Origin of the sequence: Pseudoalteromonas sp. P1-26, assembly GCF_001401795.1 — a bacterium.
Lineage (GTDB): Bacteria > Pseudomonadota > Gammaproteobacteria > Enterobacterales > Alteromonadaceae > Pseudoalteromonas.
Genome location: NZ_LKDX01000021.1, coordinates 1 through 12,432, shown reverse-complemented (window position 1 = coordinate 12,432; position 12,432 = coordinate 1). Strand labels below are relative to the sequence as shown.

The following is a 12,432-nucleotide window of genomic DNA, read 5'->3' as shown; positions in this document are numbered from 1 at the left end:
GTTATTTTATCTTTTGTGAAAACTGCCCAACCGCATCTACCACTTTTCGAGCGCCATGTTGAATGTCGCTCATCACGCTACCAGACTCTGAAGCAAGTTTAAAACCTTGTTCAGCTTTTGCTTTTCCTAATTCGATAACTTCAACCGTTTGTTTAGTCAAAGACCTATTTTGTTTTACAACATCAACAATCTCGACTGTCGAATTAGAGGTTCTTAAAGCAAGTTGTCTTACTTCATCAGCCACCACCGCAAAGCCTCGGCCTTGATCACCTGCACGAGCCGCCTCAATGGCAGCATTAAGCGCCAGTAAGTTTGTTTGATCTGCAATACTACTAATACTTTGTACGATGGCAGAAATATGTTGCGATTGCTTATCGAGCTCAGCCATTTCAGCTGCAGCTTGTTCCATTTGCTTCGCTAAATCGTCCATTACATGAACCATTTCATCTAAAACGGTGGCACCTTGCTTTGCTGCTTTATCGGTTTCAGTGGATGTGCTGTAGGCAATATCCGCCGCTTGAGACACAGCCATTTCTAGATTCACTTGTTCGGTGATGACGGTGGCAAACTTAACGACTTTATAAAGCACATCTTGCTCGTTAAAAACCGGATTGTAAGTCGCCTCCAACCAAATGGATTCACCAAATTTATTCACCCGCTTAAATCGTGACGAGATAAATTGGCCTTTTTGTAATTTCTGCCAAAACTCAGCATAGCCAGTTGAGTTTGCTTCAGCTGGTTCACAAAACATACGGTGATGTTTACCGATAATTTCGTCTTTTGTATAACCAACTCCCGCTAGAAATTGCTCATTCGCTTTTAAAACATGGCCATCTAAATCAAACTCAATAACCGCCATAGACCGATTAATTGCTTTCACTAAGTCTTTATTTTCTTGCGATGTTTCAATTGTTCGGGTCAGTACACTGGCGTGAAGATCAAACTTTTCAAAGCCCTGCTGTTTATTTAAAATTGGATGGAAAAATACTCTTAACCAAACATGCTGGCCCTGCGTATTTAAAAGTTGAACAGCACCGACCCAAGCTGATTTATCTAAAATAGCTCGTTTAAAATGAAGATAATGCTTTGCGTCTTTGGCGCTGCTAGGCACCAAATCAAGCAGAGGTTTTCCTATTAGTTGTGCTTCTGTAAAGCCGAGTTCTGCTAATACTTGCGTATTGGCAAACGTGATATGACCTTCCCTATCGAGTTCCAGCGTAAACATTCTATTATCTAATGTATCTTTCACTTGAGATACACGAAACAATTCATCTTCTAACTGAGCTATCCTTTCTTTCAATGGTTGGGTAAAAAACATAAATCATCCCACCTTTAATACCAAAATCATCACAGAGTAGCTCGATAAGAACTACTAACTTCTGTACCGCCAAATGATTTTAGCGTAAAAAAGTTGGATGAATACTGGCTTTCAAAACAATAGGAAGTTTCTTGAGGCAAAATAAGAAATGATTTAATTAAATAGCATTATAAAAGCCTAACTGAGTAGGCTTTTTGTCAGTGATTCAGTTGGTTTGCAAATTGCCCAACTGCATCAACCACTTGCTGCGCACCGTGTTGTATGTCTTCCATCACTTGACCAGACTCATTTGATAAAGACACGCCTTGCTCAGCTTTCACCTTACCTTGCTCAATAACCTTTACTGTATTTTGCGTAAGTGACTGATTATTATTTACCACTTCAACAATTTCTTCGGTGGCTTTTGATGTTCTTGAAGCAAGCTGTCTGACTTCATCAGCCACCACCGCAAAACCTCGCCCTTGCTCACCGGCACGAGCAGCTTCAATTGCTGCGTTTAGCGCCAGCAAGTTCGTTTGCTCCGCAATGCTACTTATACTTTGCACAATGGCTGCAATTTGCTGTGACTGTTTATCAAGTGCTGAAATCTCTTGGGCTGCTTGCTCCATCTGCTGGGCTAATTCATTCATCACCGTCATGGTGTTTTGTAACACCTCAGCCCCTTGTTGAGCCAGTTTATCGGTCTCGGTTGATGTGCCATACGCAATTTCGGCCGCTTGAGAAATTGCCTGTTCACGATTAACTTGCTCAGTGATCACAGTGGCAAACTTCATCACTTTGTAAAGCTCACCAAAATCATTTGAAATGGGGTTGTATGACGCTTCAAGCCACACTTCATTGCCATGACGGTCAACACGTTTAAAGCGATCAACAACAAACTCACCACGCTTTAAGCGCTGCCAAAACTTCTCATACTCAGCTGACTCAGCAAGTTCAGGCTCACAAAACATACTGTGGTGCTTACCTACTATCTCATCTTTTTTATAACCCATACTCTCTAAAAACGGTTCATTTGCGTTAATAACCTTGCCCTCTAGGTCAAACTCAATAACCGCCATCGAGCGATAGATTGCATTAATAGTATCGCGCTGTTCACGAGAAGTAGAAATTGCATCGGTAAGCACAGTGCCGTAAATAGCAAAGTAATTAAGCTCACCTTGCTCTGTGTGAACCGGGTGTGCAATCAAACGGAGCCACTCAAGCTTGCCGTCATAGCGAGTTATTTGTAAGTGCCCAACCCCATGCTGTTGATTTTCAATGGCATTTTTCAAGTCTTTAAACTGGTCAGTATTTCGAGATTGTTCAGTAATAATATCTTGGAAGGGTGAGTCAATTAGCTGGTTGTGCGAGTAGCCTAATTCATCTAAAAAGTTCTGGTTAATATAAGCCATCGTGCCATCAGCACGCAGCCTGAGTACCAACATCTCTTCATCAATACCCGAAGTGAGATCTTTTAGCGGATAAAGCTCAGCTTTTAACGCATCAATTTCAGCCTGTAAGGATTTACTAAACCACATAAAACGCCCTGATTTTTTATTAACGTGTTGTTGTTCATAAAATTGTAGAACAATTATCGCAGGGCGCTACTTTAAGATAAGCAAAAAGAATTAAGAAAAGTGATTTAACTAAGAAGCTTGGGAGGTCAATTTAACGTATTTCTCAGCCAACTCATCTAAAGTTTCACGATGATTTGGATCTGGCTTAATGCAATCAATAGGACACACACTCACACAAGTCGGGTTATCATAATGCCCTACACACTCAGTGCATTTATTTGGGTCTATTTGATATATTTTCGCGCCCATATAAATAGCTTCATTCGGGCACTCTGGATCACACATGTCGCAGTTAATACATTTGTTGTTGATGAGTAATGCCATTTAATGACCTCGAACATAAATCACTATAAAACAAATAGTTACATGAGTCGGTATGTAACACATATATTTTTCAAACAAGCTTAGTTTGAAAAATATTCGATAAATAATAACACAATTCGTAGCACACTCTGTTTATGAGCAGCCGTTACAAAAGCGGTCGCGCATTCTACTTTACCCCACTCTAAATTTTGTTGATCTAGATCAAACGACAGGCCTGTAGGGCTTAATAAACCTGAGTTTTAGAGAAATGAAAAACACGAATAAACCCATTACAAAAGCCGAATACATCAAAGCAAAAGCCGTTTGGAGAGAGACGAAGGCACCTTTTTCAATGTTGTACATAAAAAAGTGTGTTACTGCGATTCAAATAATTTCAAATTTTGAGAGAAAAGTTGCTTTAAAACAAGGGATTAAAAATAAGCCCTTGGTTCGTTTGTCTAAATATGAGCAACAACACAATTTACGGCTCGTTTTCACCCCAAAAGGTAAGGTCATCTTCTATTCTAATTTCCCAAAAAAATTAGAGATCCGAAACGTAAAGCTAGGGGAGTTACCAGAACTCACCATTGCAAAAGCAAGAGAGCTTACGCAAACGATGTTAGAGGGAAGAACGATATTCGCCGATTTAAACACTATTTTTAAAGAATATGAGCAGAACCTGACAAACCGACATTTACTCGCACCAACAAAGTTTGCAGCCGGTTCATTGAGGACATATAAGTGCAGAGTAAAAAAGCTTAAGCAGTACTTTAATATGAAAACGAGATTTCAAAGTATTACGGCAGGGGATCTTGAGCGAATCATTGATAAAATTATTGCTAGCGAATCCAACAACCAAGCCATAGAGCTATTTGCTCAAATAAGGCGTATATGGAAGTTCGCCAAAAATAAGTTTAACAATGGCCGTAATCCTGCTGCTGACATCGATGATTATTATGTTTCGGATCGAGTTGATACTCCCCGCCCGTGCCAAGCCTACACTGACTTAGATTCAATTGCAGAGTTGTGGATCAACCTTGCAACTACGCCATGCATTCACCAGAAGAACGCAGCCAGGTTTATGATTTTAACGGGCTTGAGGCCTATCAACATTCCTCAAATGAAATGGTCATGGCTGAATAGTATTACCTTTCCGACTTTAATAACTTTTCCGTCATCCATCGTAGGTGTACGTGGTGAAATGAAAAACCAAAAAGAATACAGACTCCCACTAACAAAAATGATGCGAACTATTATCCTTGAACAAAGGGCATGGATGGAATCGGCACGACCTAATTGCAATCAAGAGTTCATTTTCCTGCAACCACGCGACCCTATGAAGCAATTTTCTAAACGCTCCCTCGATAAAATTATCAAAGACTATTCTCCATTTGATGCAGTAAAAGGCGATATCGAACAGATTGTAATGAAAGGCTCTGCGGGTGCATTTTGTACTATGTGTAGAAGCTTTTTTAAATCCAATACAAAGGAGCTGTTAGTATCAAACGGCTACCACTTTAAGCATGCAGAAGATTTAACCCGGTTAGCACTTCATCATTTGAGAAAGTCTGATGATCCGAATGGGCTTAACTACGATAAATCTGAAGAGCTCTACGGCACTTCAACAAAACTTAAGTTTAATGTATTTAAGTTACACGAGGTCAGCATTTTAAAACGAGTCCATGAATTTCAAAGCTTAGAGTTAAGGCCTACAGCATTTCAGGTAAACCAACAAAAAATAATCAAAGATAAGGAACATAAGAAAGCTCTAAGAGAGCGAATAAAAGCATCTCTTGTCCATAAAGGTGCATACATTCAATTCATAAATCAGCCTTTTGGCGATACAGGAAAATCAGTTAAAGAGTTAATTCTGACTAAAGATGGTAGAACTGTAATCGAAAGTTACCTTGATGATATTGCTGTTTAAGCTAAATACTCATCCGAAAAGTATACTGAAAGAGCATATAGAAACTAAATAATGACTCAGCGTAAAGCTGGGTCATTTTTCGTACAACAGCAAAGATAATGAACACTTTTCGCTCAAAAATAATAAATAGTATTGGCAAAAATAAATTTAACGGTAGAACGAAGAAAAGTATTGAATTTTGATAAACTTACAAAGAATTTATAAAAAGTACACAAAAATCGTTAAAAAATTTTATTAAAAAAATTTAAAAAAGTTTAGTACCCAAAACATACTAATACACCACCAAAAAGCTCAGAATTGATAATAAGCTTATAAACGACATATCAGTAGCTTAAACAAAGCCATTTAATTTCACCACCAAAATGATCTTAGTAGTCATAGGCTTAAAGCCATAGCTGGCAAGGCTTCCCCCCTCTTGCAGCAATCAAAAAACTCATTCAACATAATAAAAAAGCGACAACGTTAATTCATCCCAGATGAAGTAATAAAGACTTAATAAAATATGAAAAAAACTAAAAATAAGCTTAAGAAAAATAAAATAAGCATAATATTAGATAAAATTAAAAAACTATCTAAGATAACAAGTGAAAATGAGTCTGAGAAGCAAAGTGAAAGTGAGTGTATTAGCAAGTCGAAATTCGACAGTTTTAAACCACCATATAGTGATAAAGATATTTTAATATTATCTGAATGCGCTGCAGCAATTAAATACCCAGAACCAGAACCAGGCCAACCCAAAAAAGATTATAGGAAATCTAAATATTGTAGCAAAAGCAAATTAAGGTTCATTTTTAACTTAAATGGAATCGTACAATTTTATGCATACTACCCTGGCCATCGAAAGTTAAAAAAGCCTTTATTGGGTAACAATAAAACAATGACAGTCGCTGAAGCTGCAACTCTTAGCGCCATCATTTTTGATAATCAAATGTATGGTCAAACGCTTGGAGAAGTTGCTGAAAAATTCATTGAAAGCCTCTCAATGAAACATGAAAATGATAAAAGAGTCATTTCTAAAAAAACTATCAAAACATATTCATCACAAATAAATGCCTTTGTGAATGTAATTGGCAGTTCTGCAAAGTTCTTAGATATAAGCCAAGAAGAAATAAAGTCTGCTTTTGACAAACTATATGAAGAAAAGAAAGCAAATTATACATATGATGTTTCTAATAGAGTTAAATCATTATTTGCTTTTGCTTCAGAAAAGCTAAATCTTAAGAATAAATCTATCAACGAAATTCGTACTAACTATATTCCAGCACCTATCAAGTCTACTTTTAATGGGTATACCGATGGCGAGGGTATTTCAAAGCTCATGTATAGATTAGAAGAGGAGCCCAACACCCAAAAAAAGAACGCTGTACTTTTAATGGCTTTCACAGCTGTTAGGCCAGTTAACATAATTGAATTAAAAACAAGCTATCTAGATAACTTAAAGAACCCTAAATATATAACTTATCCGAAATCCACAATGACCAAAGAAGGAGCTATGAAGAACAAAGGACAATTCAAAATAAAGTTAACTCTGCAAATGACAAAAATAATCAAAAATCAGTTATCACTACATCCTGATAAGCCTAATGAGTACTTATTTTTCAGCTTTAAAGACTGTGCTAAAGCGATGCCGTATAATTCTTTAAGGGAATACTTCATGTTGATTTGCCCTAATGACATCTATAAATCATCTCTGGAAGACCTTTATGTGAAAGGTACAGCTGGACCTTGCTTTACCTTACTTAGACAGCACGCTAAAACCAATGTTGTCAGATATCTAGTAAAAGAAGAAGGTTATTCACTCAGCAATGCGCAAATTGAGTCAAAACTAATACTTGGACATACAGGAAGAGAGCATGACCGTTCAGGAGAGCATTACGATAAAAACGATGAGCTTTATGATTTAAGAGCAGAAACGGCGTATAAATATTTTTTAATTAATGAAGCTATTATTCTGCAAGGTTTAGATGCTTTTAAAAAAGGTAAACGTATTATTGAACCTGAATTACCTATAAAACTACCCGAACATTTAATCCCATTCACTCAAAAAGAATGCACCACTTTAAGAATATAAAGTTCGCTCTGAGTTAATAAGATGAGACCTTCTGATTAAGGTGTCTGTAGGAAGGATCAAACAGACAAATAAGAAGTTAAGCCAGGCGTTGCTTATAGCTCATATTTGGACAAAAACACGTTAGAGTATTTAATCAATAACGCTTCACTCACCGGGATTTTGGGAGCGTAGCGAGTAAAATTTCCGTGTGGAGTGACTTGTTACATGCCTATTTATCACCAAAGTCAACAGTCGCCCCCAACAATGTTTGTTCCGTTATATAGAAAGGTAAGAAATCAGAAATATAGAATTGAAAAGCTTTCCAAATGTTTGAAAAAATAGTCACCATCAGCACCAAAACTAAAATCCAATCATAGTAATTATTAGAATCCCATCCCCACCCTATAATTAATGCAGCAACAAGAAACACTTCAGAACGGGTATGAAAAGATTTCAATTTAACTCTCAACCCCTCAAGCTCTTTCGAAACATCTTTAGCAAGAAAGTAATTCAAAACCTCCTCTTGTGATTTTTTTGAATCAACCTTCTCTTTAATTTGGGATATATAAGAATCAAAAGAAGATGCTTTCGACAGCAAATTGAATGACATACTGCTAACTTTCGAATATATGTGACCAATAATCCCCGTCACAAAAATAGCAATAACCAACTGCTCGAAATCAACTGAAGCAAGCAAGCCTTTGTTAAAATCAAAGATAAAGCTTAACTTTATATTCTGTAGCTCAGAGAGTACTCGAACGTCATCACCCTTGGAGTAAATGTATGATGAAATTATCACCATAAACATAACAAGGAAACGATGAAGCGGGTACTTCTTGGTTATATCTTCAATATATTTTTTTTGTACCGCTTTCGCCAGTTCATCCATAATTATGCCAATTTGATAAAGTAGATATCACCAGCATTTGGATCAAATGCACCGTATTCTATTAATGGAGAACCCACAAAAACCATTTCTTTTTTCTCTTGAAAAAAAGGCATTGCCATCTCAAGAAAGCCTTCATTGAAAAAATGAATATTGGCAACTTTTTCGGTTATTAAATTGTAAATTTTTCCGTTGTTATTATGCCGATCTAGTGATGATATAGTTGCAGTGTAGAGTACTGGCTCACCTAGCTCTCTGCGAGAAACGGTTGAATGGAACCTTCCAGCAGACTCTTTATTAAATTCAAATTTAGCAGATTTATCTCCGCTTAAAAAAAGCTCAAAAGTACTATCTCCTGCGTGCCCAGCTCTAATGATTGACAGTATTTGATCGATTTCTCTAGAGATCGCACGATCTCCATATCGCCTTATGACTGATGCATCCGGGTTATCTATCATCGTCTGCAGGTCTTTTGGGACAAGAATCCCGCTTTCAACTTGAGCTATCCTAGTGCTTAGTGAGTCTTCGATTTTAGTTGCTTTGTCCAAACCTGCTTGCTTTGAAGCTTCGACAGCACCATTTACAGCACTAGAAACTCTGTTTATAACGGCCTTGGTTACGGGGTTTGACGATAAGAAATCTAGTACATAGCCACCTTCTTTAGGCTCTTGTACAAGCAGCTCAACCTCTGAGTAAAACTCCTGTCGCATTTTTGCAAACTTCCATAGCTGCCCATAACGCTGCTCTAAGTAGGCTCTATCCATCGAATTTTGCAAATGCGTTAGCGTTTTACCAAGGGTTCTCATACTTACTTGGTGGTTGACAGCTATATCACCATCAAAATGAATTTGAACAAGACTCACAATTACTCCCTATATATGATTCCGATAATGACTTAGCCATTGGCATGTAACGCCGCAAATAAACGGCAAAAATTAGTTGGCTAAAAATTTGTAAGGTACGAACAAAGCAAACTAGTTTTTTGTCCGCACTTTTTAATTTGCTTTGTTATATGCCGATTACCAATTCGCCTGCTTAGTTTTTTTTATAACCTAGCCACATAGTAATTGCTAGTGTTAAACATCCCAACAAAATGAAAATAGCTGTTACATTTGGGGACTCTTGCACTATGCCAAGTTTTCCATTTAACCATGCAGGGAAGAATATACTAATCGGAATGTAGGTAACGATAAACAACAGAAACCAAATATATTGGCTAAACACGTTTAACAAACTACGACGATTAACCAGTTTAAGTTTATCTGCTAAATGTTTATGGAACTTTACGATACCCAAGCAGAGCCAAACATAGACCACAAATGAAACTACAAAAATAGCAATATTCACATAACTCTCTTAGGCATGACACATTTGTTAGTATTTTATATTTGATCTAACTCACCTTTCATTTGTTTACGAATGTTGTCGCGTATCAAGATAATCTCTCGACCTTGTTCTTCAGCTTTGATCTGAAGCGGAGACAAAATGGTCTGATCTGCCCAAAACTCTGGGCTTGCCATCATTTTCAACATTTCTTGCGCTGTATTAGTAGCATCGCCTACTTTAGCTGTGAGCTGATCAAGATGACCATCTAAAATTTCTGAAGAAATTAGACGTATACTATTTGTTTCAGTGGTGAGCTTTAAATGCTCTTGATTTAGCTCACCAAATAAACCCATCATGCCTTGGTTAAACTCAGCAATGGCTTCATTTTGGGTTGATTCATCATCAACCAAATAATTTTCCATAAACTTTGAATAGATTGGGCCAAATCGCTCCATGAAAATCTCATTACTTTTGGCATGGAATTCATCTAAAAGCGTAAAGAATTTGGCAAATTGATTTTTCTTTTCTTCGTACTTGTGTTTTCTTAGCTCGATATTAAGGGCGTTATCCTTTTTAAGCTCCTCGATCTCTCTAGTATATTTAATCTGAACTTGCTGCTTCTGGTCTTCTAAACTTTCAATGTCTTCTTTTAACGCTCGATTCTTGCCTTTCTCTTTACCATAGGCAATAAAATATCCTGAAGCTATTCCAAGTAGAAATGATATTAATCCAATTATGTATTCCATTCGAGTCTCGATCTAAGATGAACACTAACGCCCGCATAATGGGCGGATTAAGCTTGGCTAAAATTAGCGAGGAACGAGCGTCAGCCAAGCTTTAGACGTCCATTCATTAATGCGTTTGTTATAAGCACCTTGCTTGATTGCCAAATATTGCCCCTTCGTTTGGCGCAAGTGTTTTTATGTAGCTTATTGAGCTAAATGTGCTTTTAGTGCTGAAAAGACGTTTTGAAGGATTAACTGCTTGAAACTTGCCTACAATCCTAACCAATTTACCTTCGTATGCATCGTTTAACCTCTTAACCTGGACCTCAGCATTTTCACTATCATAAGCAACTGACGCGGCTTCAAAGGGCTGAGAAATACCATTTTCAAAAGCTCGGGCAATGTAACTAGCGTGATCAAGGTAAAGACTACCCCCTTCAAATTCAATGCTAATTACACCCACAGTTTGAATGCACTTATTGTCATATTTTTCTGGCGACACCAATAAGCTGACAAAAGGCACTGTCTCAACAGCAACACAAGAAAAAGCTGTAACTAAGAAAAATACGCTAAGAATTTTACTCATATCTTAAAGTGCTTATAACGCCTTACTAATGGGCGCATAAATGCTTGGCTATAATTAGCGACGAAGGAGCACAAGCCAAGCGTTTTGTGTCCTTTTGAGTAACTTTTTATATGCCGGTTACTCAGACTTTAAAACATCAATACTTTCCCAAGAAGCCCAACCAACTTGACGAAATAACTTGAATATTAGTTGTTGGTACAAGCCTGCCATTTCTAATGCTCGTTCAACAGTAGGGCTTAAACAACTAAACTCATGATCGCATTTAACATGGACACGAAAACGTTTTTCGTCATTGAACATTTCGTATGAAATAGTTGTTTCAGTGTAAGTTGAAATGCGCCACTCTATGCACTGTTTCCACTTTCCGTCTTTTTCTAGTGCAGCTAGAACAGCATCTTTTTCGTCAGCGAGCACATTTTTATCAGCAAGTTTTGACAGGTAATCATCCGTTGAATTAAACATCATTCTCCAAAGGCATATAACGCCGCGCTCTGCGGATATTTTTGAGCGCCAGCGAGAAAATATTCCGTAGCAGCGCCTTGTTATGTGGTTTCATCTAGGTAACTTCATTAAGAAATCATCCACTTTTTCAAAGAGAATTTCATTTGGATCATCACCAGATATTTTGCTATCTATTAAAGCTGTGATAATTTCGTCATCCAAGTTTATAATTAATTTACCGTGCTCTCTCATAGCCCCTTGGCATGCAACTAAAGCATTATCTGACGGCCCTTCCCTAGAAATTAAAAAGCAAACCTTACGCTTAGCTTTTTCGAATAGGTATTTTTCGGTTGAATAGACTTGAGACTGACCAATCTTGTCTTGGTAATTCTTAAATTCAAACAACACATATCTAGAATCCAAATTTGATGAAATAAACTTCCATACAGTGGATTTATCTACAACTCGACAAATCAAATCATAACGATGAAGATCATCTGTTGTTCTTTCCTGCTGATGCCAGCCTTTTAAATCTCCATCAAAAAGATATTGTAGAATCTCACTCATGGTATCTTCATAGTCATAACAACCATCTCGCCCATGAGGTATTAACTTCAGTTTATCTTTAAACTGAGAACCCAATATTTCGTTTTTTGAGGGTTCATTCCCTTTCGATGAAAAGTTGATTTTACCAGGATGCAAAATATTGGATAAGTCATCGTGCAACTTTCGCTCTGACAAGTCCACTTCACATAATTTTACGAGCCGTCCCAATAACTCCAAATCAATACTAGCAAGTGATAGCAAGCTATCTAAATTGACTATCTGAATATCATACTCGTCTTCGACTCTTTTCTGTATTTCTGGCTTGATATCTGCTGCAACAATCAGTACTGCTTTTCCAACACTCATAGAACGAGCAGAATTAACGAGCCTTTCAGCTGAAGCTTTTAATGCAGATGTGGGGTATGTGGTATTACGAGTGTATTTTACTTCAAATACAACTTTGTTCTGATCATCGGGCTCTTTTGCAATGATATCAACGCCCATATCAATCATGGGATCTTGATTATCTACATCCCACTGATTTGCACTTAAAATGTCTTTACACAAATCTTCCAGCGCATAGCCAACTCTAGAACTAAAGCCACTTTTAATTTTCAATATATACCCCTTTCGAAAGACTAACTCTTATACTGCTCGACCACAAAACGCCCTGTTAATTGGCGGATTACGCTTGGCTAAAATTAGCGAAGAATGAGCGCCAGCCAAGCAGTAAGGCGTCCATTTTAAACAGCTTGTTAGGTTACGAAC

Annotated in this window: 11 protein-coding genes; 2 read left to right on the top strand and 9 right to left on the bottom strand. The window is 37.4% G+C overall.

The annotated features are described in order from the left end of the window. Position 1: 1 nt before the first annotated feature. The 3 genes from AN394_RS11630 to AN394_RS21690 form a co-directional block, all read right to left on the bottom strand. A complete protein-coding gene (locus AN394_RS11630; protein WP_054562568.1) occupies positions 2 to 1,318 on the bottom strand; it encodes a methyl-accepting chemotaxis protein in 1,317 nt (438 codons plus the stop codon). A 197-nt stretch (positions 1,319 to 1,515) separates the two neighbouring features. Further along, positions 1,516 to 2,835, bottom strand: a complete 1,320-nt coding sequence (locus AN394_RS22515) for a PAS domain-containing methyl-accepting chemotaxis protein (protein WP_055021587.1) — start codon at positions 2,833 to 2,835, stop codon at positions 1,516 to 1,518. A 108-nt stretch (positions 2,836 to 2,943) separates the two neighbouring features. Further along, positions 2,944 to 3,198 carry a YfhL family 4Fe-4S dicluster ferredoxin gene (locus AN394_RS21690; protein WP_054562570.1) on the bottom strand — a complete coding sequence of 85 codons (255 nt, stop codon included), beginning with the start codon at positions 3,196 to 3,198 and terminating at the stop codon, positions 2,944 to 2,946. 247 nt (positions 3,199 to 3,445) lie between these two features. Between AN394_RS21690 and AN394_RS11620 the strand changes: the two genes are divergently transcribed. Together AN394_RS11620 and AN394_RS11615 are read left to right on the top strand one after the other, a co-directional pair. Beyond that, the gene (locus AN394_RS11620; RefSeq protein ID WP_055021586.1) at positions 3,446 to 5,104 is read left to right on the top strand and encodes an integrase family protein; all 1,659 of its coding nucleotides are present in this window, start codon (positions 3,446 to 3,448) and stop codon (positions 5,102 to 5,104) included. 502 nt (positions 5,105 to 5,606) lie between these two features. Next, entirely contained in the window at positions 5,607 to 7,175 is a 1,569-nt protein-coding gene (locus tag AN394_RS11615; RefSeq protein ID WP_055021585.1) for a hypothetical protein, read from the top strand. Positions 7,176 to 7,383: 208 nt separating this feature from the next. Here the strand turns inward: AN394_RS11615 and AN394_RS11610 are convergent, their stop codons facing one another. The 6 genes from AN394_RS11610 to AN394_RS11580 all read right to left on the bottom strand — a co-directional run bounded on the left by AN394_RS11610 (position 7,384) and on the right by AN394_RS11580 (position 12,282). Then, entirely contained in the window at positions 7,384 to 8,043 is a 660-nt protein-coding gene (locus AN394_RS11610) for a hypothetical protein (RefSeq protein WP_055021584.1), read from the bottom strand. Positions 8,044 to 8,045: 2 nt separating this feature from the next. Next, positions 8,046 to 8,903: a hypothetical protein gene (locus AN394_RS11605; protein ID WP_055021583.1), complete on the bottom strand. Its 858-nt coding sequence runs from the start codon at positions 8,901 to 8,903 to the stop codon at positions 8,046 to 8,048. Positions 8,904 to 9,422: 519 nt separating this feature from the next. After that, positions 9,423 to 10,112, bottom strand: coding sequence for a hypothetical protein (locus tag AN394_RS11595; protein ID WP_055021582.1), 690 nt, complete (start codon positions 10,110 to 10,112; stop codon positions 9,423 to 9,425). A 118-nt stretch (positions 10,113 to 10,230) separates the two neighbouring features. Next, on the bottom strand, positions 10,231 to 10,677 hold the full coding sequence (locus AN394_RS11590; RefSeq protein WP_055021581.1) for a hypothetical protein: 447 nt from the start codon (positions 10,675 to 10,677) through the stop codon (positions 10,231 to 10,233). A gap of 117 nt (positions 10,678 to 10,794) precedes the next feature. After that, complete coding sequence (locus AN394_RS11585) at positions 10,795 to 11,139, bottom strand: hypothetical protein (RefSeq protein WP_055021580.1); 345 nt, start codon at positions 11,137 to 11,139, stop codon at positions 10,795 to 10,797. A 90-nt stretch (positions 11,140 to 11,229) separates the two neighbouring features. After that, the gene (locus AN394_RS11580) at positions 11,230 to 12,282 is read right to left on the bottom strand and encodes a restriction endonuclease (protein ID WP_055021579.1); all 1,053 of its coding nucleotides are present in this window, start codon (positions 12,280 to 12,282) and stop codon (positions 11,230 to 11,232) included. Positions 12,283 to 12,432 lie beyond the last annotated feature (150 nt).